At 71.4% G+C, this 25,320-nt stretch carries 25 protein-coding genes; 11 read left to right on the plus strand and 14 right to left on the minus strand.

Going from position 1 to position 25,320, the window contains the following annotated elements; all coding sequences use genetic code 11:
• Positions 1 to 33: 33 nt before the first annotated feature.
• Positions 34 to 636, plus strand: coding sequence for a TetR/AcrR family transcriptional regulator (locus ACIOD2_RS49705; protein ID WP_400553118.1), 603 nt, complete (start codon positions 34 to 36; stop codon positions 634 to 636).
• Positions 637 to 1,108: 472 nt separating this feature from the next.
• On the plus strand, positions 1,109 to 1,684 hold the full coding sequence (locus ACIOD2_RS49710; protein ID WP_400553119.1) for a DUF305 domain-containing protein: 576 nt from the start codon (positions 1,109 to 1,111) through the stop codon (positions 1,682 to 1,684).
• Between the two features lie 248 nt (positions 1,685 to 1,932).
• On the opposite strand, the gene ACIOD2_RS49715 is transcribed toward ACIOD2_RS49710, so the two are convergent.
• Complete coding sequence (locus tag ACIOD2_RS49715) at positions 1,933 to 2,859, minus strand: DUF1996 domain-containing protein (protein WP_400553120.1); 927 nt, start codon at positions 2,857 to 2,859, stop codon at positions 1,933 to 1,935.
• 176 nt (positions 2,860 to 3,035) lie between these two features.
• On the opposite strand from ACIOD2_RS49715, the gene ACIOD2_RS49720 reads away from it, so the two are divergent.
• Positions 3,036 to 3,200 (plus strand): hypothetical protein, encoded by a 165-nt coding sequence (locus ACIOD2_RS49720; RefSeq protein ID WP_400553122.1) that lies wholly within the window; start codon positions 3,036 to 3,038, stop codon positions 3,198 to 3,200.
• Between the two features lie 1,580 nt (positions 3,201 to 4,780).
• On the opposite strand, the gene ACIOD2_RS49725 is transcribed toward ACIOD2_RS49720, so the two are convergent.
• Together ACIOD2_RS49725 and ACIOD2_RS49730 are read right to left on the minus strand one after the other, a co-directional pair.
• Positions 4,781 to 5,140 carry a hypothetical protein gene (locus tag ACIOD2_RS49725; RefSeq protein WP_400553123.1) on the minus strand — a complete coding sequence of 120 codons (360 nt, stop codon included), beginning with the start codon at positions 5,138 to 5,140 and terminating at the stop codon, positions 4,781 to 4,783.
• Positions 5,141 to 5,342: 202 nt separating this feature from the next.
• Positions 5,343 to 5,714 (minus strand): ester cyclase, encoded by a 372-nt coding sequence (locus ACIOD2_RS49730; RefSeq protein WP_400553124.1) that lies wholly within the window; start codon positions 5,712 to 5,714, stop codon positions 5,343 to 5,345.
• A gap of 101 nt (positions 5,715 to 5,815) precedes the next feature.
• Here ACIOD2_RS49730 and ACIOD2_RS49735 point away from each other — a divergent pair, with 101 nt between their 5' ends.
• Positions 5,816 to 6,376 (plus strand): TetR/AcrR family transcriptional regulator, encoded by a 561-nt coding sequence (locus ACIOD2_RS49735; protein WP_400553125.1) that lies wholly within the window; start codon positions 5,816 to 5,818, stop codon positions 6,374 to 6,376.
• A 266-nt stretch (positions 6,377 to 6,642) separates the two neighbouring features.
• On the opposite strand, the gene ACIOD2_RS49740 is transcribed toward ACIOD2_RS49735, so the two are convergent.
• The 8 genes from ACIOD2_RS49740 to ACIOD2_RS49775 all read right to left on the minus strand — a co-directional run bounded on the left by ACIOD2_RS49740 (position 6,643) and on the right by ACIOD2_RS49775 (position 12,707).
• Positions 6,643 to 7,212 carry an alkaline shock response membrane anchor protein AmaP gene (locus ACIOD2_RS49740; RefSeq protein ID WP_400553126.1) on the minus strand — a complete coding sequence of 190 codons (570 nt, stop codon included), beginning with the start codon at positions 7,210 to 7,212 and terminating at the stop codon, positions 6,643 to 6,645.
• The gene (locus ACIOD2_RS49745) at positions 7,209 to 7,736 is read right to left on the minus strand and encodes a DUF6286 domain-containing protein (RefSeq protein WP_400553127.1); all 528 of its coding nucleotides are present in this window, start codon (positions 7,734 to 7,736) and stop codon (positions 7,209 to 7,211) included. The genes ACIOD2_RS49740 and ACIOD2_RS49745 overlap by 4 nt, the downstream gene beginning before the upstream one ends.
• Positions 7,733 to 8,116, minus strand: a complete 384-nt coding sequence (locus tag ACIOD2_RS49750) for an Asp23/Gls24 family envelope stress response protein (RefSeq protein ID WP_400553128.1) — start codon at positions 8,114 to 8,116, stop codon at positions 7,733 to 7,735. Before ACIOD2_RS49750 ends, ACIOD2_RS49745 begins: the two co-directional genes overlap by 4 nt.
• Before the next feature lie 8 nt (positions 8,117 to 8,124).
• On the minus strand, positions 8,125 to 8,301 hold the full coding sequence (locus ACIOD2_RS49755; RefSeq protein WP_400553129.1) for a DUF2273 domain-containing protein: 177 nt from the start codon (positions 8,299 to 8,301) through the stop codon (positions 8,125 to 8,127).
• Entirely contained in the window at positions 8,298 to 8,573 is a 276-nt protein-coding gene (locus ACIOD2_RS49760) for a hypothetical protein (RefSeq protein ID WP_400553130.1), read from the minus strand. The genes ACIOD2_RS49755 and ACIOD2_RS49760 overlap by 4 nt, the downstream gene beginning before the upstream one ends.
• A 41-nt stretch (positions 8,574 to 8,614) precedes the next feature.
• Positions 8,615 to 9,085: an Asp23/Gls24 family envelope stress response protein gene (locus ACIOD2_RS49765; RefSeq protein WP_400553131.1), complete on the minus strand. Its 471-nt coding sequence runs from the start codon at positions 9,083 to 9,085 to the stop codon at positions 8,615 to 8,617.
• A 164-nt stretch (positions 9,086 to 9,249) separates the two neighbouring features.
• Positions 9,250 to 10,626 carry a DUF2867 domain-containing protein gene (locus ACIOD2_RS49770; RefSeq protein ID WP_400553132.1) on the minus strand — a complete coding sequence of 459 codons (1,377 nt, stop codon included), beginning with the start codon at positions 10,624 to 10,626 and terminating at the stop codon, positions 9,250 to 9,252.
• Between the two features lie 44 nt (positions 10,627 to 10,670).
• Positions 10,671 to 12,707 carry a glycosyltransferase gene (locus ACIOD2_RS49775; RefSeq protein WP_400553133.1) on the minus strand — a complete coding sequence of 679 codons (2,037 nt, stop codon included), beginning with the start codon at positions 12,705 to 12,707 and terminating at the stop codon, positions 10,671 to 10,673.
• A gap of 56 nt (positions 12,708 to 12,763) precedes the next feature.
• Between ACIOD2_RS49775 and ACIOD2_RS49780 the strand changes: the two genes are divergently transcribed.
• The 3 genes from ACIOD2_RS49780 (at position 12,764) to ACIOD2_RS49790 (ending at position 16,071) form a co-directional block, all read left to right on the plus strand.
• Positions 12,764 to 14,140: a glycosyltransferase gene (locus ACIOD2_RS49780; RefSeq protein WP_400553134.1), complete on the plus strand. Its 1,377-nt coding sequence runs from the start codon at positions 12,764 to 12,766 to the stop codon at positions 14,138 to 14,140.
• Between the two features lie 201 nt (positions 14,141 to 14,341).
• On the plus strand, positions 14,342 to 15,223 hold the full coding sequence (locus ACIOD2_RS49785; protein WP_400553135.1) for an oxygenase MpaB family protein: 882 nt from the start codon (positions 14,342 to 14,344) through the stop codon (positions 15,221 to 15,223).
• Complete coding sequence (locus tag ACIOD2_RS49790) at positions 15,220 to 16,071, plus strand: MerR family transcriptional regulator (RefSeq protein WP_400553136.1); 852 nt, start codon at positions 15,220 to 15,222, stop codon at positions 16,069 to 16,071. The genes ACIOD2_RS49785 and ACIOD2_RS49790 overlap by 4 nt, the downstream gene beginning before the upstream one ends.
• Here the strand turns inward: ACIOD2_RS49790 and ACIOD2_RS49795 are convergent, their stop codons facing one another.
• Complete coding sequence (locus ACIOD2_RS49795) at positions 16,072 to 17,640, minus strand: cytochrome bc complex cytochrome b subunit (protein WP_400553137.1); 1,569 nt, start codon at positions 17,638 to 17,640, stop codon at positions 16,072 to 16,074. It lies immediately after the preceding gene.
• Positions 17,641 to 17,843: 203 nt separating this feature from the next.
• On the opposite strand from ACIOD2_RS49795, the gene ACIOD2_RS49800 reads away from it, so the two are divergent.
• Together ACIOD2_RS49800 and ACIOD2_RS49805 are read left to right on the plus strand one after the other, a co-directional pair.
• Positions 17,844 to 18,221: a hypothetical protein gene (locus tag ACIOD2_RS49800; RefSeq protein ID WP_400553138.1), complete on the plus strand. Its 378-nt coding sequence runs from the start codon at positions 17,844 to 17,846 to the stop codon at positions 18,219 to 18,221.
• 21 nt (positions 18,222 to 18,242) lie between these two features.
• Positions 18,243 to 19,601 carry a TIGR01777 family oxidoreductase gene (locus tag ACIOD2_RS49805; protein ID WP_400553139.1) on the plus strand — a complete coding sequence of 453 codons (1,359 nt, stop codon included), beginning with the start codon at positions 18,243 to 18,245 and terminating at the stop codon, positions 19,599 to 19,601.
• 221 nt (positions 19,602 to 19,822) lie between these two features.
• On the opposite strand, the gene ACIOD2_RS49810 is transcribed toward ACIOD2_RS49805, so the two are convergent.
• Positions 19,823 to 20,227, minus strand: a complete 405-nt coding sequence (locus ACIOD2_RS49810) for an ATP-binding protein (RefSeq protein WP_400553140.1) — start codon at positions 20,225 to 20,227, stop codon at positions 19,823 to 19,825.
• A 200-nt stretch (positions 20,228 to 20,427) separates the two neighbouring features.
• Here ACIOD2_RS49810 and ACIOD2_RS49815 point away from each other — a divergent pair, with 200 nt between their 5' ends.
• Together ACIOD2_RS49815 and ACIOD2_RS49820 are read left to right on the plus strand one after the other, a co-directional pair.
• Positions 20,428 to 20,598 (plus strand): hypothetical protein, encoded by a 171-nt coding sequence (locus ACIOD2_RS49815; protein ID WP_400553142.1) that lies wholly within the window; start codon positions 20,428 to 20,430, stop codon positions 20,596 to 20,598.
• A 128-nt stretch (positions 20,599 to 20,726) separates the two neighbouring features.
• On the plus strand, positions 20,727 to 21,653 hold the full coding sequence (locus tag ACIOD2_RS49820) for a helix-turn-helix domain-containing protein (RefSeq protein WP_400553143.1): 927 nt from the start codon (positions 20,727 to 20,729) through the stop codon (positions 21,651 to 21,653).
• Between the two features lie 47 nt (positions 21,654 to 21,700).
• On the opposite strand, the gene ACIOD2_RS49825 is transcribed toward ACIOD2_RS49820, so the two are convergent.
• On the minus strand, positions 21,701 to 25,006 hold the full coding sequence (locus ACIOD2_RS49825) for a protease pro-enzyme activation domain-containing protein (protein ID WP_400553144.1): 3,306 nt from the start codon (positions 25,004 to 25,006) through the stop codon (positions 21,701 to 21,703).
• Positions 25,007 to 25,320 lie beyond the last annotated feature (314 nt).

A 25,320-nucleotide genomic window follows, 5' to 3' on the forward strand; every position in this document is an offset into this window, starting at 1 on the left:
CAGGGCGTGACGAGGGAACGGAGTGGGCGACTGATGGCCGAAAGTCCGGCGGAACACCCCGCCGTCCAGCGGCCGGGCGGCCGCACCGCCCGCGTGCGGAAGCGGATCCTGGACGCGACGGTGACCCTTGTGGCCAGTCACGGTGTCGCGGGGCTGCGCTACGAGGACGTGGCCGAGCTGGCCGGGGTCAACAAGACCAGCGTGTACCGCAATTGGCCGGACCGTGACGAGCTGATCAGCGAGGCGCTCGTCCAGCTCGCTCAGGACGAGGCGCCCCTGCCCGACACCGGCGACCTGCGCCAGGACCTCGTCGACTTCCTCACAGCGCTCGCAGCGAGCCTGTCCACGCCGACGGGCCAGGCGCTGGTGACGGCGATGCGGACGGCCGGTGATCGCACCGAGGTCCGGCAGACCGTGCGCGCGTTCATCGAGCGGCGCGTGGCCGTCGTCGAGCGCCGGATCGAGCACGCGGTCGCGCAAGGCGAGCTGCCGCCGATCGACGCGTATTTCCTCGCCGAGCTGCTTTCCGGTCCGGTCCACCTTTACGTCACCCGCGGCATCCGCGAGTTCACCCGCGTCGAGGCCGAGATGATCACGGACATCGTGCTCGCCGGCGTCCGGACCTTCAACCGATGACGGAGCCGAGTCAGGCCGGTACTGCTGAGGGGCGTGCCGAGCGGTTGAACCACTCCTGGGCGCAACCGTTCGACACGACCGGCGCTACTGGGTGTGTCCGAGCCCGTCGATCTTCACATGCTCCAGGTCGCCGAGTCATGCCGTCCTGATATTTCGCGTCTGGTCATCGATTCCTCGCAGGCGCGTCCGAAGCGTGAGCGATCACGCCCTGGGCCACGTCTCCTGGACCGGTGAGGGGGACTGCGTGGAATCGTTGCAGTGAAAGCTGGTGCCGCGGCAGTTGCCGGGTGGGTTCCGGTTGGCCCGGGGCGGACCATCCGAATTTCGGAGGGTTTGGTGTAGTGAAGGCCGCGCGACAAGTCAGAGGCTTGTGCGCACACTTCACCGCGGGGCGACCGCGTTCCCGGACGCCCGCGCAGGAACGCCATCGGATCGTCGCTGCACTTGTGTCGCGCGCGGTAAAAACGAAGACATGTTGACTTCACCGGCGGGCATGGCATGTAATCAGTACATGCGCATTTTTATTGGATTAGGCATCATGGGCATGATATGCGCCGGCGGCTGCGCCACCAGCAATCCGTCCACAAGTACATCCACCCCCACTGCGGCGTCGTCGTTCACTGCTACGGACCGCGCTTGGATTGAGATCAACATAGCTATGGACGAGCAGCTTGTTCCAATGCTCGCCCTTGTCGGCAGCCACACCGGATCCGCGGCCGTCCGCGACCTCGGTGAAAAAGCTGACGCATCGACGAAATCAGAGCTGTTGGATCTGCGGCGGCTTCATGATCAGGCCGACCTCCCGGCGGAAAACCCCCACAAAGGGATGGAGATGCCCGGAATGGTTTCCTCGAACCAGATCACGCACGCCGGCGCTTTGCGCGATACGGATTTCGACAGCTACTTCAAAAAGTGCCTGCGCGATCACCTGGATCAAACGGGACGTTTGGCGCTCGACGAGAATTCGTCCGGCAAAGAGCCGCAGACCGTGAGCCTGGCTTCGCGAGTCCTGCAAGAACAAGACCGGCTCTCCGCGCTGGCTGAATAGCGGCACCGGTGGGGTGCCGCGCCGGCGCGATCAGGTCGAACGTTGAGCCGTGACCATGCGACGTTCGGCCGCACCGCGCGCGGAGCGCCTCGTCCTGAGCTCGTCGATCGATCACTGCCGGCTTCCACAATCGCGATCGCCAGGAAGAGTCAACTGAAGAGCGCGGCAGCGTCACCCCCGTTCTGAGACGAGGGCCGCCGTGTCGGTCGATCGGGACGACACGGCGCGGCGGCCACTTGCCGTCGCTCTCAGCCGCCGGTGAAGCTCGGCGTGGTCCCGCACTTCGCGTTCTGGTTCAGGCAGGTCTTGACCAGTGCGGCCAGCTTGACGTGGTCCCAGCCGTTCATGAAGTCACCGTGCATCGACGACGCCATTCCCGACGACAGCGCGAGGCCGTCGCCGCCCAGGATGTCGTAGTTGACCATGTACGAGAGGTTCGGTATCGCGACCGGGTAGGCTCCCTGGCATTTGCCGGCGACCGCGTCCCCCATGTGCGACTTGTGGTCGGGCGAGTCGATGTGCTTGCCGTCCCAGCAATCCTTGAACGGGAGTTGAAAGATCAGGTTCCCGCCAGGGGTGCACACGGGCCAGTTCCCGTCGGCACTCCGCCCGACCTCGGCGCTGCCCGCGCACCAGAATTGGTTTCCCTGCCCCTTCGGGGTGGGTACCTGCAGTTTGGCGTCACCCTGCACCATCACCAGACCGGGCGGGAACGGCCGGACGGCCGACGGGTCGGGGAGCCGGGAACCGTAGTAGATGCGCATGCTCTTGAACGGAACGGCCACACCGTTCCTCTGCAACTGCGGTACCCAGTAAGCGGCGTTGTCACCCAGGGAGTTGCACGTCGTCGACCCGGCGGCGAGAAGCGTTTCCGTAGTCATGAAGGCGTCGTTCCTCGGCCCGAAGAACGTGTGCATATGGGAGGCGCCGGAAAGACGGGGGAAGATGATCGCATCGTCCTTGGCTTCGTTCGCAATCGTGCAGTCGGTGTGGAACTCAGGCACCCTCGTCGTCCCGGCCGGCACCGGTGGCGGCACGATGCCCTGGTAGTCGGCCAGTTCGCGTTGGTACCGGGCCTGGTCTACATCCACCCAGCCGGCATCCGCCGCGACGGAGTTGCCCGAAGCCCCGGCCGCAGCGGATCCCGGTCCGTTGCTTTCGGTCGCGCCGGCCACGAAGGCCGTACTCCCGGCCAGCGCCAGAGCGAGGGCTGTGGTGAGGACGGCCCGGATCCGAAGCCGGGACTGTCGAGGTCGACAACCAGCAGCCCGATTTAACGTATTTCGCATTTGAATATCCTTACTTTCGCTGTCGAAATTTTGTACACTCAATTGTGTCAGGATCAAGTGAAATGTCTTCCGTGGCCGGGTTTGACCGGCACTTCTTCGAAACATTGGAACAGAAGATCAGGCGCGCCGAACAGTCGCATATCGCGAAGATCTGGATCAATGCAATCGCGGAAATGTCATGGTTGCCGTTGAGGTGCACGATCGCGCCGATACCGCTGGGCAGCTGAACGCGTGCGCTTCACGCACCCGTGGCCGCGGATCTTGCGATCGTCGCAGTGGTACCGGATCGTCTCGGATGCCTAGGCTCCGTGGTGATGCCGCTCGCGAGGACGGCAGCCCACTGTCGAGAAGTTGTGGTACCGCTCGCGTCGGCGATCACGGTCGGCCGCGAACCGGGACCGGGGGATGCATGCTGGCGCCGGCGCACCATTGTTCGCGGTAGAGTCGGCGGCCGCACGGAAGTCGTGCTGCAACGACTCGATCCCGCGGACACGGGGCAACGCGCGGGCGGAGCGGGCGGCGGATGCACCCGCGGCTGCGCTCGGTGGTGCTATGGCACGTCGTGGTCGGGAGAACGTCTTTGATCTCATCGAGCCCACCTGATCAGTCGTGATCCATCGTGCCGCGCGCTACGCGCGTCACGATGCCGATACGAGCGCACCGCTCGCGTCGGCATTCGGGTGATGTAGCAGACTTACCACTGAAGCTTGGTCGCGCCCGGGAGTGAACTGACGGGTCCGACGTTTGAAGCAGTGGAGCATCAACTAACCCGAGATGCTGGAGTGGTCCAGGTGGCGGCCGCGGAACCGGTTCCATCGAGGCAACTGACAGTAAACCGTGTCGATTGGGTGACGTCAAGACGCCTGACTGCAAATTTCCCACCACGAAGGTTCGTCGCAGACGTGTGCTGCCGTGACCGTCGAACAATTCGACGACCTCGGCTTCGACGGTGGGGCCACCGCCGCGGAGCCGGCGCTGCGTGGCCGAATTCGGCGTCGTCGCCAACGTCGACCGCGACGACAGTCTTCGAAACCCACTGCCTCGAGCACGCTCGTGGCCACGACACCGGCAACCACTGGAAAACCGGTTGCCGGCAAAGAAGATGACAGCCGCTCGGCTGTGTCCTCGCGCTCGCCGTACTTGGTGGTTCGTGGCTGCGCGGACCGGCCCCGTTGCGTCGCTGGGACGGTTGCGAGTGCGGATCTGACGTCGTGAGCCGTGTCACTCCGGTGTGATGGATGCGGCCAGAGCGCAGCATGGAGGTTCCCGTCAGCGGTCAGTGAGGCAATTCCGATGATGTCGCCGCGGTTGCTTATCAGCGACGCCTCGCTTTTATCGGACGCACCGGGGCCGACCGGGGTCTCGGAGCTGCCCACGACGCGGTGCCTGCGCCATTGATGGCCGCGGCTCTGCTTCTCGTGTCGCCCGACTGGGTTCCGAGATTGGGCGCCACGGTCCCAGCGCACAGCGTGATTCCGACCGTCACTTCCGTCAGAGATCCCGACGACGGCGCCGTGAATGTGTCCTCGTCGAATTCGGCCTGGGGTCCACCTCACGGTGTCGTAGTTGGATGATGGTGATTTCGAGATGGGGCCTGAGCGCGCGAGACGGTTCTCTTGACCGGTAGAGGTCGGTGATTTCGCCGACTTCGAATGGGCTGACGTTGGTGCGCTGATGCTTCTTTCGCGCCCTGCGCTCAAGGTTCTGGAACAGTGGGACCATGTCTGCGCGACTGGCCAGACGACGCTCTTCTGAGCTTGTCCACAGACTTCGCAGAGTCGCAATGGCTATCGAGCGCCGCCCCGCTCTACGGCCCGGTGCGGCTGTTCCGTACGGCTAGCGAGGCCGAAGCCGAAACCCGCGTCGCCGTCGTGATTTCGGAGAAGCGATCGGCGATGGTTCTGTCGCGGTCACTTAAGCTGCAGGTCCGTGGCGAACACGACCGCGTCGAACCCGCGCTCATCTTCGCGCAATGCGGCCAGGAGCCGGGTCGCTTCGGGGCGTCGTTCCACGGGATCGAACGGGATTGCCTGATGTCGAAGAACTCGGCCACGATGTCACCGTGGGCATTGACCAGGGCTTTGGCGCGGGCGAGCTGCCAGTTCAGGGAGGCGACGGGGTCCTGCTGGTCTTCGGTGGAAACCCGGCTGTAGAACGCGAATCGCATCAGGCTGCCACCTGACCAGCGAGATGCGGCGTGATCACCGCGCCCGAGAAGACCTCGGGTTGTGGTCGCCATCCGCGGCTCCGGTCAACTCGGCGAGACCCTTTCCCGTTCTCGCCGGTACCGCCGGCGAGAACAGCGGTCGGTATGGCGAATCGCTTCGGCTCGGTGGGTGGGTGGTCTCGCGGGCGGTCGGGGTGCGGGGTCAGAAGGGTTCGGCGACCATCCAGTGCTCGACCAGGTGACCGTCGACCACCCGGATCATGTCCATGCCGGTGACCTCGAACCGGCGGCCGGTCGGTGGCCGACCGAAGAAGTCGCCGGTGTGGGTGCCGCGGACGGTGTAGCGGTTGGCGACCCACTCGCCGTTCTCCACGCTGGACTCGACGACGACGTCGAAGTCCGGAACGCCGGTCAGCAGGCCCTCCCATTTCCTTCGCCAGTCTCCGCGGGTGACGCGGTGTCCTTGGTCTCGCGATTCGGCCGCGACGTAGCTCAACGCGGTGTCCAGGTCGCCGGCGGCGCGGGCGACGAGGATCGCCCGGTTCACCTCCGCGGGGGTCGACGGTGGGGTCATCGCTGGTCTCCTTGTGCGGGGATCTCGTAACGGGGATTGTCCCCGTTTCGCTGTCGGTACGATACGGGGACTGTCCCCGAATCGGCAAGAGGTGGTCCGCGATGCCCGGTCCCCGGCCTCGCGCCGACGCTCAGCGCAACCGCCGGAATCTGCTGGCGGCCGCCGAAAGTGCGTTCAACGCCCAGGGTGCGGGAGCGTCGCTGGACGACATCGCTCGTGCCGCGGGCGTCGGGAACGCGACGTTGTACCGCCACTTCCCGACCCGGCAGCAGCTGATCGACGCCGTGTACGAGGAGCGCATCGGTGCTCTGTGCGTGCTGGCCGAGCAGGTCCGTGCGACCGAACCGGCCGGCGCTGCGCTGGTGGGGTGGTTGCGCGCGGTGGTCGACCACATCAGCGGCAGCCGGGGACTGCGGGACGCGTTCGCCGACGCCCATCACCTCGGCGAAACCCCTCAGTTGGCCGAGTGGCATCGGATGACCGACGAGGCGGCGGTCCCGTTGCTGCGTGACGCGCAGGCCGCCGGTGCCGCGCACCCGGATCTGCGCGCGGACGAGTTGATGGCGTTGGTGGCGGCGGTCGCGCACGCCGGCGGTGGTGACCCCGCCGGGGTCCGCCGCCTTCTCGGGTTCGTCCTCGACGGCGTCGCACCCCGCCCTTGACGACTCGGCTTGGCCTCACCGGTTTCCGGCCGCACGAAAGCTGGGGTTTCTCTGCATCGCCGCACGGGGCCTGCGCGGAGACGGCGTGGAACCAGGCGTCGCCGTCGACCAGTTCTCCGGTGGACTGCTCCGCCGCCGCGCCAACCGGGCCGGATGCAGCCGGCGGGCGCGGACGGCGCAAGAGCGCAGCACGTTCAGCGGCCGTCATTCCACCCCGGACGCCGTACGGTTCCCGGATGGTCAGGGCTTGACCGCGATGTCGAGAGTCAGAGGGTGCGGGCGGCGGCTTTGGCGGTGAAGCGGAACTCGACGGTCACCGGGAGGACCTCCAGGTCGAGGGCCTGGCGCAACCGGGGGAGGCCGTGGGTTTCCAGGCGGTCGCGGATGGCGGTCGGGTCGCCTTCCTGTTCGGTGCTGAGCACGAGGGCGAGGGCCGGGTCGTCATGGGTGCCGGCGAGGGTGCCGTGGGCGGCGTGGACTCCGGGGTAGGCCTCTACTTCGGCTAGGAACGGCGCGATTGCCGTGCCGGCCGCCAGTTCGGTGCGGCCGCGGTCGGGGTCGGTCTCGAAGCGCCAGGTGTGGGTCTTCGGCTTCCGCGCGAGTTGCGCCGCGAGCCAGCGCAGCAGGAGCAGGCCGAGGACGATCGCTCCCGCCGCGACGGCGTACCAGACCCAGGTCGGCGGCGCCGTGGTGCCGGGCGTCAGCGTCGCGTTCGCGTCGAGCAGCGTCAGCTTGCCGAAGTGCGTGGCGACGGCGAACCCGCCCGCGGCCAGCAGCACCAGGCCGATGAACCCGAGCAGCGTGCGGTTCAGCCGGACCGGGCGGTTGAGGCTCATGACGTGCTCCTGGTGGACGTGACCCGGACCTTGACGGCGGGCACGGTGGCGGGGGCGATCTGGGAGAGCCGGCGTTCGATCGCCGTGCGCACGGCGTCGGGCAGGCCTTCGGTGTTCGTCCGCGCGGTGCGGACGCGGGCGATGACCTTGCGGCGCTTGACTTTCAGCGCCGCGCCGGCCACACCGTCCACATCGGACACGGCTGCCCGGAGCGTGCCGCGGTAGCTGCGCCGGGAAGCGCCGGAGTCGGTTTCTCCTGCCAGCGGCAGCACGACGAGCTTGCCCGGCAGGACGGCCGCCGCGAGCAGCAGCAGGCCGAGCAGGATTGCCGCCGCTCCGGCGAGCACGGGGACGACGTCGCTCCAGCGGGTGGCGTGCAGCCATCCGGCGACGCTCGGGTAACCGACCCACGGCGTCTGCCCGAGGATCGTCTGGATCGCCACGACGGCGGCCAGTGCACAGATCGCGAGCAGGACCACCGCGACGAGCGTGGCGGGTGTGCTGCGGCGAGGCCGGCGTTTCACTGGACCCTCCGGGTTTCGGCCGTGTCGGTGTGCAGGGCGGTCACGGTGATGTCGACGCGCTCGACGGTCAGGCCGGTGAGCTCGCCGACCCGGCGCGTGAGGTGGTTCCGGGCCGCTTCGGTGGTCTCGCGGACCGGCTGGGGGTAGCCGATCGACAGCCGGACCGCCAGGGCGGCGGTCCCGGCGGTGACCGTCGCGGTGACCTTGGCGCCGCGGTCGGGGGTCTCGCCCCCGACCGCCACCCCCAGGACCCGGGTGGCGGCCCCGCCGATGCCGGCCACCTCGGTGACGGCGCGGGCGGTAATCCGCTCGACGGCGCTGTCGCTGATGGTCAGCGCGCCGCGCTCACCGGCGGCGGCGTACGTGGTTGTGGTCGTCATGCCGGTGCTCAGCCCCGATCCCGGCCGGAGAGCGCGGAGACGTCCAGCTTGCCGTCGAGGAACCGGCCGACCAGCAGGCCGAGGCCCCCGAGGACGAGGACCAGCAGGAAGGCCCAGAAGCCGCCGAACGCGGCGGCCAGGCCCAGGACGAGGCCGGTCAGCAGGCCGATGTGGGTGTGGTTCACGGGAGCTCCTCGATGACGACGGCGGCCACGAGGGTCGAGGTGGGGGCGGCGATGTCGCCGATGTGGACGTGCACCGGCCGGTCGGCCGGCCCGATCGCGAGGCGGACCGCGGTCGCGATCTCGGCCGCGCCGGCCGGATAGCGGCCGGTGACGCCGATGGTGATCTCCTCGGGCCGGATCCGGACGCCGGGGACCCGGCGTCCGGGCAGGAGCGTGGCGATCTCCCCGAAGTGACCGGTGTGCAGGGCCGCGACCTGCGGGAGAGCCGTCACGAGTGTGGCAACCACGGCGGCGTCGGGCTCGACGCCCGGGATCACTGGACGCGACCGGTCACGGTGGCGGTGTCGTCGCCTTCGTCGTCGCCGGGGAGGTGGATGTCGGAGACGGTGAGGTTCACCTCGACGACCTCGAGCCCGGTCATCGTCTCGACCGCGTTGATGACGTTGCGCCGCACGGCGCGGGACAGGTCCGCGATGGAGACGCCGTATTCGACGAGGATCTGCAGGTCGATCGCGGCCTGGCGCTCGCCGACCTCGACGGCCACACCCTGGCCGGCGGACGCGGTCGCGCCGGGGATCCGCTCGCGCAGGGCGTTGAACGCCCGGGTCGCGCCGCCGCCGAGGGCGTACACCCCGGCGACCTCGCGGGTGGCCAGGCCGGCGATCTTCTGGACCACGACGTCGGAGATGGCCGTCGTGCCGTGCGGGGACGCCGCCGCGCCGTTCTCGCGTTCCACCACGGTGGTGGCCGCGGGGGCGGGGTTGGTCGTGACCGGGTTCGTCATGGGGACTCCTTGGGGTCTGGCGTTCGCGGGAGGCTCCCGCTTGCCTGGACACCTGATGGACCCGGCCGGCGCTCGAACGTCACGAGGAGACCGGCGTGGGGTAACTCTCGCTCGTTTCGGGTTTGAACCGGCGGCCGGGCCGCCGGCGAGTTCGCCGAGGCCGGTCAGTCCGCTGAGCGGCCCACTTCACGGACGATCGAGCGGGCCATCACCGCGAAGACCAGGTCGTGCAGGGGTTTCTGCACGTGCCAGTAGACGTCCCCGAGCGGTCCGGACGGGGTGAACCGGACCTGTTGCCGCAGGCTCGTCCCGGTCGACGCGGGCTGGGCGCGCAAGCTCAGCTCCGCGTCGCCGGGCAGGCGCATGTCGGCCCCCAGGACCAGTTCCCGGGCGGCGTCGTCGCGGTGCCGGACGGTCCAGGAGTCGATGACGTCGCCGGGAACCGGGGAGCCGGGCCGGCCGCGGTAGAGCCCGACCCCGCCCAGCGCGTGGTCCAGCAAGCCGCGCAGCGCCCAGGCCGGGGCCGGTGCGAACCGGCCGTGCTCGCCGCCGAGGCGGGTGATGACCTGCCACACCCGGTCGGGGCCGGCGTCGGTCCGCACCGTGTGCTCGCCGAGGTACGACCGCCCTGCAGGCGCGGTCGCGGCCGGGGCGCCGAGCGCGGCGCGCAGCGCGTTGTCGAGACTCGCCGGGCCGCCGGGCGGCGCGGGCAGGACGGTCTCCACGGGGACGTCGACGGGGAGCAGGTCGTGGTCGAGGGACGCGAACAGGGGCGCCGCCACCGACGCGGGCACGGGTGAGGCGAGGCCGGCGACCAGCGCGGCGGCCGTGTGCGACCACAGCGGCGCCGGCAGCGCGAGACCACCCGGCCGGCGCAGGATACGGGCGCAGCGGCGCACGAGGTCGTCGTAGCTGATCGGTTCGGGACCGCTCACGTCGAACCGGCCGCGCAGCGGTGTGCCCTCGGCGGCGGCGCGCAGGTAGTGCCGGACGTCGGCGAGGGCGACCGGCCGGCTGCGGCGGGCGGTCCAGCCCGGCCGGGGCCGGATCGGCAGCCGTGCGGTCCGGGCGAGCAGTTCGAGCCCGGCCGACCCGCGGCCGAGGATCATCGACGCCTGCAGCGCCACGGCCGGGACCGGCCCGGCGAGCAGGATGTCGGCGACCTCGGAGCGGGAGGCCAGGTGCGGCGACGTCGCCGGGCCCGGGCGCGGGCCGCCGAGGTAGACGATCTGCCGGACCCCGGCGGCCGCGCTCAGCGCGACGAGGCGCTCGGCGATGGCGCGGTCCCGCTCGGCGAAGTCCGGTTCGCGCAGGGAATGGACCAGGTGGAAGACCACGTCCGAGCCGCGCACGGCGGCTTCGAGCGCGGCGCTGTCCGCCGCGTCCCCGCGCACCACCGAGACCCCCGCGGGGAAGGGGTGCTCCCGGCCGCGGCTGAGGACGCGGACGCGGTGTCCCGCGGCGGCGAGGTCGGTCACCAGGGCCGTCCCGACGAACCCGGTCCCGCCCAGGACGGTGCAGCTCAGCGCGACGGACGACATCTTCGGCACCCTAGGCCGAGCGAGGTTCTCGCCACGGGACGTGTTCACGGTTGCCTCGTCCAGGGCGTGGCGACGCTGTGCTGGTAGACGTCGGCGAAACGCCCGGCGACCCGGTCGATGCCGAACCGCCGGGCCACGGTCGCGCGGCCGGCGGCCGCGGCGGCCCGCGCCCGGACGGGATCGCCGGCCGCGGCGCGCACGAACGCGGTCAGCCCGTCGGCGAAGCGGCTCAGCGTCCCGGTGTCGGCCAGCATCCCGTTGTGGCCGTGCTCGACGTAGTGACCGAGTCCGCCGCGGCGCGGGCCGAGCACCAGCAGGCCCGCGTCCATCGCTTCGAGCACGGCGATGCCGAACTCCTCCTTGCGGCTCGGGCACACGTAGAGGTGGGGCGTCGGCGCCGGGAGCCAGCGGGTGACGCCGTGTTCGAGCAGGCGGACGTCGTCGTTGCCGAGCGCGGGCAGCACCGCCAGCCGGCCCGCCGCTTCGGGGTGCTCTTCGGCCAGGGCCAGGATCCGGCCGAGGACGTGGGTTTCCTCCGCGGTCGGGGCGGCCGGGTCACCGCCGACGAGCACGAGCGCGGCTTGCCGGTACAGGCCGCGCGTGAGCCAGGCCTCGACCAGCAGGTCCTGCTGCTTGACCGGGTGCAGCCGGCCCACGGACAGGACGACCGGCAGGCCGCGGGCGGCGTCGCCCAGCCGCGGCAGGCCGGGGGCCGGGGCGAACAGGGACTCGGCGAGCCGCTGCTGGCGGGCTTCGGCCGTGGGGACGCGGGGCAGCAGCGGGATCCCCTCGGCGACGGAGTCCGGTTCCCGCCCCCGCAGCCGCGGGAAGTACCCGGAGAGCTCGCCCTCGGGACGGCCGGGCAGCCCCACCAGGGTGTCCGCGGTCGCGACCAGCCGGTCGGCGGTGTACATCCGGTGCAGGTCGAACCGGGCGGCGGCCGGATCAGCGGGACTGGCCGCGGCGTGCCGCTCGGCCAGCGTGCGGTGCGGGTCGGCGGTGAGGGTGAACACGGTGCGGGCGCCGAGGGCGCGGGCGGCCTGGGCGATCGCGGCGGATCCGTCGTCGGAGTACCGCACGTGGACGACGTCCGGCGTGCAGCCCGAGAGCCACAGCAGCTGCCGGGCCAGGAACGTGATCGCCGGGCGGTGCCGGGACAGGTCGATCTGGGCCGGCGCGCCCGGCGCGTCCACGGGGAGCCGCAGCACCACGTGCCCGGTCCCGTCGGGCTCGGCCAGCGCGGGCCGTTCGGCCAGCCGGTCCCGGCCCAGCAGGGTGAGGGTCACCACCCGGGCGATCCCGGGACGGCGGGGGAGGGCGTGCCCGAGGTGGCGCAGCAGGACCGTCAGGCCGCCGCTGGCGCCGGCGCCCGGGTGGTCGAACGAGCCCAGCAGCATCGACTGGGCCACGGTCAGTCCCGGCCGGTCCGGCGGCGGGACCGTCCACAAGGGAGCGCCGTCGGGGACGCCGGCCAGCCGGGCCAGGCAGATCGAGGCCAGCACGCGCTCGTAGGGGTCGTCGGTGCTTTCGCGGACCGACGCGATGGCTTCGGCGGCCGCCGGATCTCCGCCGCACTGGGACAGGTAGCGCAACGCCGCGTGCCGGTGGCCGCGGTCGCCGTCGATGCCGGCGATCACGTCGGGCACCGGGAAACAGCGGAGTGCGTGGCGTTCGGCCAGGTCCAGCAACAGGGTCCGGCGGAGCGGTGACGCGCCGATCGCCGCCGCGGCGGCCGCCGGGCCGTGTGCGGCGACAGCGTCACCGAAGACGTCCATGGCCACCGCCGTCGCGAGGGAGTCGATCAGCTCGTCGCCGGTTTCCGGTGTGGCCGCGAGGACTTCGGCGGGTGATGGGGTGACCGGTGCGCGAGCGAGGGCGCGCAGCGCGGCCAGCGCGGAGTCCGGGTCGCGGCGCGCCGGGCGGACACCGGCGTACTCGATCAGCGCCGGGACGGCGAACGACGGCGAGAAGGCGCGGCGGACGCCGTCGATCCGGTCCGGGGCCGCCCCGGGGCCGAGCGCGCGCAGCCGGGCCACCGCGTCGGCGGGGTGCGTGGTGGTCGTGGTCGCCGAAATCGTCACAGCGGGGCTCCCGTGCTCAGGCCGTAGGGTCGGTGGGGACGGAGAAGGAGGTGCGGATGACCGCAGCCACGGGACCGCGGATAGCTGTGGTGAGCCCGCCGTTCGCTTCGCACGCGCGTCCACTCGCGACGGTCGGCGCCGCGCTCGCGGCCGAGGGTGCCGACGTGACCTTCGCGTGCGCGCCGGCTTTCGCGGGCCTCGCCGAGGAACACGGGCTGCCCTTCGGCGCGCTCGCGTTCGGGGACAACGCCAACACCGGCATCGCCGAGCGGACCCGGCAGGAAGCCGCCGGTGCGGCCCGCCTGGCCGAATTCCTCGACGCGACCCGGGCGGGCGCGATCCCGGCGCTGCTCGCCCAGGCCCGGCACCGGCGGGCCGACATGCTGCCCGATCCCGCCGCGGTGCTGGCTTCGGTGCGGGCGTTCGACGACCGGTTCCGGCCGGACTGGTACCTCGTCGACCAGCTGGCCTACGCCGTCACCCTGGCGCTCCACGCCCTCGGCCGGCGCTGGGCGGCCTACTGCCCCGGTCACCCGGGCTACGTCCTGGAAGGTCCCGGGCGCTTCTTCGGGCTGCCGCCGTACTGGCCGGACGCGATCCGTCCCGGCGTCGCGGAGCTGGCTCGCCTCCGGGCCGAAGCGGAGGCCAACGACCGGCTGTTCACCGAGCTGTTCGCGGAGTTCCTGGCCGAGCACGCCCCGGCCCGGCCGGCGCCGCCCAGCGCGTTCGGCCTGACGTCCGCGGAGGCGGTGCTGTTCAACTACCCCGAGCTGCCGTGGCTGCCGGACCTGCCGCGCGGCCCGGCGCTGCGGTTCGCCGGGCACTGCAGCGATGTCGGGGAGGCGAGCTTGACCGAAGACTGGGAGCGGCGGATCGACCGGCTGACCGGCGGCGGGCGCCGGCTCGTGCTGGTGTCCTTCGGCACGTTCCTGTCGGCTCGCGACGACGTGCTCCGCACCGTGGTGACCGGCCTGCTCCGGATCCCCGGCGTCGTGGTCCTGGTGGCGGCCGGAGACCGCGCCGCGGCGGTGCGGGCGGCCTTCACCGGGCACGACCGCGTGGAGGTCGAAGACCAGGTGCCCCAGCGGGCGCTGCTGGCCCGGGTGGCCGCCGTGGTGCACCACGGCGGCAACAACACCTTCACCGAGTGCCTCGCGGCGGGTGTGCCGGCGCTGGCGTTGCCGTTTTCCAGCGACCAGTTCGCCGTCGCCCACGACCTGGAGCGCATCCCGGCCGGTCGCGTGCTCGACCCGCACGGCCTGACGCCGCAGGCGGTCGCGGACGCCATGGCCGCCGTGCTCGCGACGGCTCATCGAACCCGGGCGGCGGCGCACCGGCTGCTCGCCGGGCGCGGCCCGCGCGAGGCGGCTCGTGGCTTGCTCTCGGCCATGGGTCACCTTCCGGCCGTCGATCCAAGGACGATGCAAACGTAGGCGGAGGATCCGGCGGTTGTCCGCGCTCGGCCGACGGTGATCCACTGCGGAGTCCTCACCAGATCGGCGTGATTGGCCGCGTTTCAGCAGGTAGGCTGGGTGGGGCCAGGTCGCTCAGGCGATGCGGGAACGTCGACAGTGAGCCGAATCTGCATCGCAGTTGCATCGAAGTCGCGGTTCGGCAGGACGGAGATCAGGCCCATGACAAGCGTCGCGCAGGTACGGGAACGGGCTCGGGACGCGCTCTTCGCGCGGGTGGCCGGTCCGGACGGGCCACGCAACCGGGACCGGATCCACCACGCGCCCGGCCCGCGCTGGTTCGCCCCCGGCAGCGCGATCCGCCGGGTGCACGGCGACACGGCGATGTTCGTCGGCGGGCTGCGCGCACTGCTGCTGCAGTCGCTGCACCCGTCGGCGATGGCCGCGGTGGCCGCCCATTCGGGGTACCGGGGCGACCCGTGGGGCCGGCTGCAGCGCACCAGCACGTTCCTCGCCGTGACGACGTTCGGTACCGCCGACGACGCCGAGCGGGCCGTCTCGGCCGTGCGGGGCGTGCACCGGCGCGTGCGCGGCACCACCGCCGACGGGCTGCCTTACCGGGCCGACGACCCGCACTTGCTGAAGTGGGTGCACGTCGCGGAAACGGACAGTTTCCTGCGGGCCCACCAGCGTTACGGTGCCCATCCGCTCGACGAGGCGGGCTGCGACCGCTACGTCGCGGAGACCGCGCTGGTCGCCGAGAAGCTCGGCGTCCTCGAGCCACCACGGACGCGGGCCGAGCTCGACCGGGCGCTGGAGGCGTACCGGCCGGAGCTGCGGGGTGGTCAGGACGCGCGCCAGGCGGCCCGGTTCCTGCTCGTCACCCCGCCGATTCCCTGGCCCGCAAGGATTCCCTACGCCGTGCTCGCGGCTTCGGCGGTCGCGCTGCTGCCGGTGTGGACCCGGGCCCGGCTGCGCCTGCCGTACCTGCCGGTGGCGGAGGCCACGGTCGTCCGGCTGGCGGCCGGCGCCCTGGTCAAGGCGGTGCGCTGGGCCATGACCGCGCCGGAGCCGGCGGCGGGCGAACACCGGGAGACGGCGTGACCGACACGTCCGAAGCGCGTTCACTCGGCTCGAGCGAGGTGGCGCGGGCGCTCGGGGTGTCGCAGGTGACCCTGCGGACGTGGGAGAAGCGGTACGGGATCGGCGCCGCCGAGCGGGAGGGCAACAACCGCCGCCGGTACACCCCGGAGGACGTCGAGCGGCTGCGCCGGATGCGGGCGCTGCAGGCGCAGGGGACCAGCGCGCGGGACGCGGCCCGGCTCGTGCTGTCGCGGTCGGCCGCCGGGACGACCGTCCGGCGGCGCCGGGAGCGGCTCGCCGAAGCCGCGGAGTCCTTCGACCTGCCCACGATCGGCTCGCTGGTCGACGACGCCTTCACCAGCCTGGGCGTGGCCAAGACGTGGACCGAGGTCGTCGCGCCGGTCCTGCGCCTCATCGGCGAACGCTGGGCCGAGCACGACGATCGCAACGCGATGGTCGCCGAATGGGCGCTGGCCACCACGGCCTCCGCGGCGATCGACCGCTACGCGGCCCCGGCGGTCGCCCGACCGGGCTCGGCGCCGGTGCTGTTCGTCTGCGGCCCGACCGAGCGGCACGAGCTGCCGGTCAAGATGCTCAGCGCGGCGTTGAGCGACGACGGCGCCGCGGCCGCGTTCCTGAGCGGGCCGGTTTCGGTCGACGTCCTGCGGGCGATGTCCGCCCGGTTCGCGCCGCGCGACGTCGTGGTGTGGTCGATGACCGCGCAGTCGGCCGACGTGCGGTTCCTGCGCGTCCTGAGCGCCGACGGGGTGCCGGTGCGCCCGGCGGGCCCGGGCTGGCGCGGGCTGCCGACGGTGGGCGAGCCGCTCCCGCCGTCGTTCACCGGGGCGCTGGGCGCCTTCGGCAGCTGATCAGCGGCGCTCTCGTTGCAGGGCACGGGTTTCGTCGTCGGGATCCGGGCGCAGCAGGGACCCCGGCACGGCGTGGCCGGCGGTGCCCAGCTTGTTCATCTTCTTCGGCACGGGCGCGCCCTGGTACTCGAGCGGGACCGCGCCGAGCGGCTGGTGGATCTCGATGAACTCACCGTGCGGCAGCCGCTTGATGATGCCCGTCTCGACGCCGTGCTCCAGCACCTCGCGGTCGGCCCGCTGCAGGCCCACGCACAACCGGTAGGCCACGAAGTAGGCCATGGGAGGTCCCAGGAGCAGGCCGATCCGCCCGGCCCACGTCAGGGCGTTCAGCGAAATATTGAATTCGAAGGCGAGGATGTCGTTGAAGCTCGACAGCGTGAGCACGAGGAAGAACGTGAGGGCCATCGCGCCGATGGAGGTGCGGACGGGGACGTCCCGCGGCCGCTGCAGCAGGTTGTGGTGCGCGTGGTCGCCGGTGAGCTTCCGTTCGATGAAGGGATAGCTCAGCAGGAGCGTCACGAGCACGCCGATGCCGATGGCGCCGGCGAAGAAGACCGGCGGCACGGTGTGGTCACCGAGGTAGAGCTCCCAGGCCGGCCAGATCCGCAGGAGTCCGTCGGCCCAGCCCATGTACCAGTCCGGCTGGGAGCCGGCGGAGACCTGGGAAGGGTTGTACGGCCCGAAGTTCCACACGGGGTTGATCTGCAGCAGGCCGGACATCAGGGCCAGCAGGCCCAGCACGATCACGAAGAACGCGCCGCCCTTGAGGGCGAAGTACGGCATGATCCGGACGCCGACGACGTTGGTCTCCTTGCGGCGCACCCCCGGGAACTGCGTGTGCTTCTGGTACCAGACCAGCGCCAGGTGCGCCCCGACCAGGGCGAGCATGATGCCCGGCAGCAGCAGGATGTGCAGCGTGTACAGCCGCGGGATGATCTGATCGCCCGGGAACTCCCCGCCGAACAGCGCCCAGTGGATCCAGGTGCCGATCACCGGCACCGAGAGCACGATGCCCGACAGCGTCGCGCGGATACCGGTACCGGACAGCAGGTCATCCGGCAGCGAGTAGCCGAAGAAACCCTCGAAGCAGCCCAGGACCAGCAGCAGCCCGCCGATCACCCAGTTGGCTTCACGCGGCTTGCGGAACGCGCCGGTGAAGAACACCCGCAGCATGTGCACGGCCATGGACGCGACGAAGATCAGCGCGGCCCAGTGGTGCAGCTGGCGCATGAACAGGCCGCCGCGGACGTCGAAGGAGATGTCCAGCGTCGTGCGGAAGGCCTGCGACATCTCCAGGCCCTGCATGTTCTTGAAGCTGCCGTGGTAGACGACCTCCTGCATGGAGGGGTCGAAGAACAGCGTCAGGTACACGCCGGTGAGCAGCAGGATGATGAAGCTGTAGAGCGCGATCTCGCCCAGCAGGAAGGACCAGTGGGTCGGGAACACCTTGTTCATCTGGTGCCGCAGGCCCTTGGCCAGGCGGTAGCGCTGATCGGCGTTGTCCGCGGCGCCGACTGCCGCCCGCTCGATCGCGCCCGGCCCCTTGGTCGGCGTGGTGAGTGAACTCATCGGCGATCCTCCTCGGCGGTGGCCCGCACTGGGATCGTCACACCGCTTCATCGCCACCGCAACGAAAACCCGGTCCACGGCCGATGGTGCATCGCAGTTGAATCGCGTGCGGCGCGCACTCGCCGGATCGTGCCGCGGGTCCGGCCGCCGTCGGTCACGATGGGGAAACGGGGCGCCGGACGGCCGGGAAGCGGCTGCGACAGGTGATGGTGTTCGTGCACGTCACGGTATCCGTCGGCTGGCTGGGGGCGGGCGCGGCCAACGTCGTGCTCGCGATGACCGCCGGGTACACCGCCGAGCCCGGCGTCCGCGAGGTCCCCTACCAGATGATCGAGCGCGTCGAGGACTTCGTGGTCATCCCGGCGGCGTTCGCCACGCTGGTGGGCGGGATCGTGCTCGGGCTGTCGACGAAGGGTCGAGCGGAGCATCGCCGCGGCCGCGGCGGGCGCCGAGAGCCCGGTGGCGGGGCCGCTCGCGGCCACGATTGTCCGGAGTCTGAACCGAGCTTGCATCGCATCTGCATCGCGTTTGGCGTGCGACGGCCGGGTGCGCGACCTACGCTGCGCAGGTCCGGATCGTAGTTGCGTCGCGGAGGTGATCGCGTGACCCTCGAGTTCTCCGCCGTGGTGGCCGCTCCGCTCGACGAAGTGTTCGCGTGGCACGGGCTGCCCGGGGCGATCGTGCGGCTGACGCCGCCGTGGCAACCCGTCAAGGTGGGCGCCGAAGCCAGTTCGCTGCGCGACGGCCGGGCGCGGCTGAACCTGCCCGGCGGCCTGCGCTGGGTCGCGGCCCACGACCCGGCCGGTTACCGGCCGCCGCACCAGTTCGTGGACCGGCTGGACACCCCGGTGCTGGCGAACCTGGTGTCCTGGCGGCACATCCACCGCTTCGCCGACGGCGGTCCTGATCGGACGGTCGTCACCGACCTCGTCGAAACCCGGGTGCCCGAAGCGCTGCTCCGGTCCATGTTCGCCTACCGCCACCGTCAGCTCGCCGCCGATCTCGCCGCCCAGCACCGGTACTGGCACGAACCGCTGACCGTGGCCGTCACCGGCGCGAGCGGGCTGGTCGGGACCGCGTTGACGGCGCTGCTGACCACCGGCGGCCACCGGGTGATCCGGCTGGTGCGCCGGCCCGCGCGCACCGGCGACGAGCGGACGTGGGACCCGGCCGCGCCGGCCGCCGGGCTGCTGGCCGGTGCCGACGCCGTCGTCCACCTGGCCGGCACCTCCGTCGCCGGGCGGTTCGACGACCGGCACCTGAAAGCCGTCCGGGACAGCCGGATCGGCCCGACCCGCGCGCTGGCGGAACTGGCGGCCCGCACCCCGGACGGACCCGGGGTGTTCGTGTCGGCCTCGGCCGTCGGTTACTACGGCCCCGAGCGCGGCGACGACGTCCTCACCGAAGACAGCAAACCGGGGGAGGGTGCCCTGGCCGACATCGTCAGCGAGTGGGAAGCGGCCACCCAGCCCGCCGAGGCGGCCGGGATCCGGGTAGTGCAGGTCCGCACGGGCCTCGCGCTGAGCCCGCGCGGCGGCCTGCTGCGGCTGCAGTACCCGCTGTTCGCGGCCGGGCTGGGCGGCCCGCTCGGCGCGGGCCGGCACTGGACGCCGTGGATCGGCCTCGACGACCTGACCGACATCTACCTGCGCGCGCTGACCGACCGCGGTCTCGACGGCCCGGTCAACGCCGTGAGTCCCGAACCGGTGCGCAACACCGAGTACACCCGGGTCCTGGCCCAGACCCTCGGGCGCCCGGCCCTGCTCAAGGTGCCGCGCTTCGGGCCGCGGCTGCTGCTCGGCCGGGACGGCGCCCGTGAACTGGCTTTCGCCGATCAGCGCGTGCAACCGGAACGGCTGCTCGCGGCCGGGCACGTCTTCCGGCACACCCGGCTCGGCGACGCGCTGGCGCACCTGCTCGGCACGGCCTCCGACACCGGGAACGGGGGAGAACCGGGATGACCACCGTGCACCGTTCCGCCCCGGCGCCGGTCTGGCCGCGTCGTCGTCACGCGCGGTGTACGCCGGGCTCGAGCAGCCGTCCTGGGCGCCGCCGTCCTGACTGTTCGGTCCGGTGTGGACGGTGCTGTAGATCCTGATCGCCGTGTCCGGCCGGCTGTACCGGCGCGCTGGCCGTGTTCTGGCGCGTTCGCGCGTTGTGAGCCGAGCAGGCCCGGGCTTCCCTACCGCGCGTCGAGGGTGATCTCGGCCCACACGGTCTTCCCCGTCGAGCGCTGCCACTGTCCCCACGCGACGCTCAGGCCCGCGACCAGCACCAGCCCGTGCGGCGCGGCACCCATGGACGGCTGGGAGCACGCCGGATCGAGACACGCGTCGTCGACCTCGACGCACAGCCAGTTCGGGCGCCGCAGCAACCGGACCTGGCGAGGGGGTTCGCCGTGGCGCAAGGCGTTGGAGGTGAGCTCGTCGACCACCGTCACGACGTCGTGGCGCAGGTCGTCGGGGAGGTCGAGCAGGAGCCGGTCGGCCCAGACGCGCACCGCCGCGAGCTCGCTGAGGTCGTCCGCCACCTCCAGGGCGACGACCCGCAGGTCGTCGGTGCCGGGCCGCGTCTGCTCGATCGTCATCGGGTGCTCGCCTTCCGCCGAGCCCCGCGACCACCTCACGGGGCATCCGGCAGGGGAGATACCCCGTGGGAGTCCCGGATGAACATGGGGGCGTCACCCACCAAGGTGACGGGGTTCCGTGATTAGGAGGAGATTCCCGGGGGTACCCGCGCGCGACGGAGTAGCGCAGCGAGAGGTTTGTTATGCGGATTCGCAAGAGGATGACCGTGCCCCTCAGTGACGTCGACCGCGCGGTCGCCATCCTCGCCGCCCAGGGCCTCGGCACGGTGAGGGCCGGTGCCGAGCTGAGGGAGATGGCACGCGAGCGGCACATCTCCCTGGCGCGCTGTGCCGCCCTGGTCGTGACGTCCGTGGACCGAGCGGGCCGGTAACCGCGCCGGACCGGCGCGCGTCCACTGTGTACCTTGCGCCGAACCGGTGACGGCCGAGCGCACCGGACGGTACTTGCCCGGGACCGGACGGCCGGTGATAGTGGAACGACGCCGTCCCGAGGAGGCCCGTGTCCGCCGATCGCCTTCCCGCCGTCCTTCCCCCGGATCGCGAGCTGCGCAGGTTGCTTCGCCACGGCACCTTCGCCCAGGTCCTCGACCACTGCCTGAACACGCACGGCCTGAGCCTGAAACGCCTGCAGCAGCAGCTCGCGGCCCGGGGCGCGCACATCAGCAGGGCGGCGTTGAGCTATTGGCGCACCGGGCGCAGCCGGCCGGAACGGGACGAGTCGCTGCGAGCGGTGCGGGCGCTGGAGGACGTGTTCGGGCTCCCGGAGTCCACGCTGGTGTCCCTGCTCGGTCCGCCGCGCCCGCGGGGCCAGGCCGCGGAACCGGGCTCGATCGCCCGTGAACGGATGTGGCCCACCCACGACCCGCTGCTGACCTCGCTGACCGCACCGGTCGACGACCAGCTGCGTTACCTCACCATCCACGAGCACGTCCTGGTGGACGCCGATCGGCGCCTGGCCGAGGTGCGGACCCGGATGGTGGTGGAAGCGCAGCGTGATCACGTGGACCGCTGCCTCATCTACCAGTGGGTCGAGGAGTCGGAACTGCCCCAGCTGGTGGATCCGCGGTTCTGCCGCCTCGGCCGGATCCGCCGTGACCAGGCAGCCGGGGCCACCGTGTGCGAACTGGTCCTGGACCAGCGGCTGGCCGCGTACGAACGCACGGTCCTGGACTTCACCTGGCGGTTTCCGCCGGGCCCGGAACTCACCCACTACCACCGCAGGTTCACCCGCCCGGCCCGGGAACTGGTGCTCCAGGTCGGGTTCGCCGGATCGGCGCCCGCGCACTGCGTGCCCTACCGGCAGCGCACCCCGGCCGCGGCACCCCGGCAGGGCCGTCCACTGTGGATCGGCGCGTCCAACACCGTGCACCTCGTGCTCGAGGACGTGCGGCCGGGGATCGTCGGCCTGAGCTGGGAATGGGACTGACCGGTGACCCCCACCGGGAGCCACCGGCCCGTCCCCTCTCCCCAGGATCAGTAGACGTACCAGGAGAACTGGTCACGCCCGCTGGTTCCCGCGGTGTCGGTCGCGGTCACCGTCACCGGGAACACCTGGTTGACGTTGCCCGCCGTACCACTGATCGACCCGGTACCGGCGTCGATGGACAGGCCGGGCGGCAGCCCGGTCGCCGACCACCGGTAGCTGCCGGTACCGCCGCTCGCCGACAGCGGCAGGTTCACCCGCTGGCCGTGCTGCGTGAACTGGAACCCCGGGTCCTTCACGGTCACCGGTCCGCCGCTGCCCTTGGTCAAGGTCAGCGTGAACGTGGTGTCGTGACCGGCGGTCGCGTTCTTGCCGGTGATGGTCACCGCGTAGGTACCGGCCGGGGTCGACGCGCTGGTCGCGATGGTCAGCTTCGACGAACCGCCCGCGTTGACCGAGGCCGGGGCGAACGTCGCCGTCGCGCCGGACGGCAGCCCGGCGGCCGACAGGGCGATGTCGCCGCCACCCGGCGGCGGGGTGCTGCCGATCTGCGCGTTGGCCCAGTCACCCATCGAGCCCCACAGCTTGCCGTGCGCGTTGTAGGACGCGCAGTCGGTCCGCAGCCAGGAGAACACGCCGTAGATCTTGCCGTTGTAGTAGTACGGCCCGCCCGAGTCGCCCTGGCACAGGCCCTTGCTGCCGTCGCCGTACCCGTCGCAGAACATGTAGTCCGGGTTGAAGATCGACGAGTCGATGGTCTTGCAGCTCTGGCCGTCGACGGTGGGCAGCACCACCTCGCGCAGCTTGGTGTTCTTGGTGGCGTCGTTGGCGTCGGTCTTGCCGTACCCGATCGCGGTGCCCTGGGTCCCCAGCGGCAGCGTGTCGGAGGACGACGCGATCGCCGGGTAGGTCATGCCGGCGGGCACCGGGATGTCGGTCTTGGTGAAGATGATCGCCACGTCGTTGCCGTTGCGGAAACCCTCGTCGCTCTGCGGGGTGTAGTCCGGGTGGATCCGGTACTCCGCGATCTCGATCCGGGTGCCCTTGCCGGTGTCGGCCAGGTCGTCGCGCCCGTAGATCAGGTACTTCGGGTCGCCCTGGGCGAACTTGCAGTGCGCCGCGATCAGCACGGCCCGCTTGGCGACGACGCTGCCGGTGCAGGACTGCTCCTGCGGGCGCACCCCGCCGGTGCGGTGCTGGGAGATGATGAACGGGTACTTGGCCACCGTCGTCGGCTGCCCGTTGATCACGCTCGGGCTCGCGCCCCGGCCGGTCACCGCCGCGGCCGTCGAAACGGTGGCCGACGTGGACTGCCCGGCCGCCACGGACCCGGAACCCGGGGTGACGCCGAGGGAGAAGTCACCCGGTCCGGAGCCGTTGACCGTCAACGACACCGTCGCGGTGTGGGTGGCGTCGGAGCCCTTGCCGGTCACCGTGACGGTGGTCTGTCCCGGCGATGCCGACGACGCGGTCACGGTGAGCGTCGAGGGCTTGCCCGCGGTCACCGAGGCCGGGTCGAACGTCGCGGTCACGCCGGCGGGAAGGCCACCGGCCGACAGCGCCACGGTCTGGGCGCTGCCCTTGGTGACCGTGGTGGAGATCGTCGTGGTCGCGGACTTGCCCGGGTCGACGCTGACCGACGCCGGGTTCGCCGCCATCGAGAAGTCGTCGGCGGCCGGCGGTGTCGTGCCGCCGATCAGCGAGTCGGCCAGGGTGTCGCCCTGCATGGAACCCCAGCCGGTGCACAGGTCGTAACCGGTGCCCGCCGGGTAGGTGCCGTTGCTGCCGGAGGTGACGTCGTGGAAGTTCGAGGAGTAGGCGCCGCCCTTGGCGATCGAGTACAGCGCCGGGTTGATACCGCCGAGGTTGGCCTTGCCGCCCGCCTTGGCCTTCTGGTTGACCATCGCGACGTAGCCGGCCCACAGGGGGGAGGACAGGCTGGTGCCGCCCACGTCCTGCCAGCCGCCGTTCATGTAGACCGACAGGGCGCCGGCGCCGTAGTCGGCGTCCATCGCGACGTCGGGCACCGAGCGGTGGGCGTTGCTCCCGGTCTGCCACTCCGGGCGGTCGTAGATCGCCGAGTAGCCGCCGCCGGAGCGGGTGTTGCCGGTGCCGCCCTGGTTCCAGCAGGACTCGGAGGTGTAGGTGCCGGCGCTGTCGGCGGTGCGCAGCTGGGTGCCGCCGACACCGGTGAACAGCGGGTCCGACGGCGGGTAGTCGGCCTGGACGGTGGAGTTGTCGCCGTTGTAACCACAGCCGGTGGCGCCCCAGTCGCCGGAGGCGGACAGCATCGTCACACCCTGCGCGGCGAGCTGGGCGTAGGAGTCGTGGGAGGCGGCGATCGGGTCGGACTCGCACTTCTCGCCGAGCAGCCACGACCCCGACAGCACGGTGATCGCGTTGTCGGAGGCGATCTTGGCCATCTCGTCGACCCACGCGTTGTCGGTGTTGGGTGCCTCGTAGACCACCTGGGCGGCGCCCGGAGCGGTCGCCGCGACGGCCTCGACGTCCAGCGTCACCTCGAGCTGGTTGCCGCCGGGGCTGGACACCCCGCCGTCGACCGGGACCACCCGCGGGGTGACCGAGGGCTGGCTGAAGTAGCTGGTCCAGGCGTTGATGTCGGACTGCTTGAACGCGTCGAACTCGATGAGCCCGACCGTCTGCCCGGCCCCGGTGTAGGACGCGGACAGGTTCTTCATGGTGTAGGCGGTGCGGAACTGGGCGGGTGTGTAGCCGCCGGCGGGTCCGCTGGGGCCGCCGGGCGCCGACGCGCGGTGGGCGACCTCCCGGTTGGTGAGACCGGCCACGCCGCGCACGGCGGCGGCGAGGTCGGCGGGCACCTCCGGTGCGCTGTCGTTGGCGTAGAAGCGCTTCCCGTCGGGGCCGGTGTAGCTGCTCAGCGGGGTGTTGAAGGCCTGGCGCACGACGTCCGCCGAGCCGGACGCGTCGACGACCTGCCGGTTGCCGGACACGCCGTCCACGTGGAGACCCTTGCCGCGCAGGTAGTTCGTCACACCGTCCACATCGGACTGACGCGGTGCGAACAGCTCGTTGTACTCCGCCGAGCTCAGGAAGTGCCGGTAGGTGGCGGAGCGCGGGTCGTTGACCGCCGTCACGAACCGGTCGAGACCGGCTTGGTCGTGCGGCCGCAGCGACACCGCGACGTGCAGGGCCTGGGCGTCCGGCAGCGCACCGTCGCGGTGTGCGCCGGCCGGCAGGGAAGCGCCGTGCGGGGCGAGGGGGACCAGCGGTGACGGTGGAGCGCCGCTGGCGGTTCCGGTCACCACCGAGGTGACGGCCGTGGCGAGACACGCCGCGAGAGCGACGGCTCGGAAGGCAGGCAGGGTTTTGGGCACCGTTCCTCCACTTCGTGGGCGAAGAGATCGCCGGTACCCGAGGACGCTAATCGCGTGGTGGCCGGTTCTTATGCACGAAGTGAACGTTCGAACTTGTTCAGTCAGCCGTGTGCTCGACGTGGAGTAACCGCAGGTCAGCGACGTTCAGTGCGCCAATCGTTCACATCGGGCCGGCGAGCGTCACGGAACTCACGGCGCGGTGATCGGTCGCTGCCGGGTTTGGCGGGAATACTCGGTCCGGCGCTGCTTTGTCGCAGGTGTCATTTCTGCTGGGCGAGCGCTGCGGCCGCCGCGCGCAGGAGCAGGCTGAGTCT

The sequence above is a fragment of the Amycolatopsis sp. NPDC088138 genome (genome assembly GCF_044741685.1).
Classification (GTDB): domain Bacteria; phylum Actinomycetota; class Actinomycetes; order Mycobacteriales; family Pseudonocardiaceae; genus Amycolatopsis.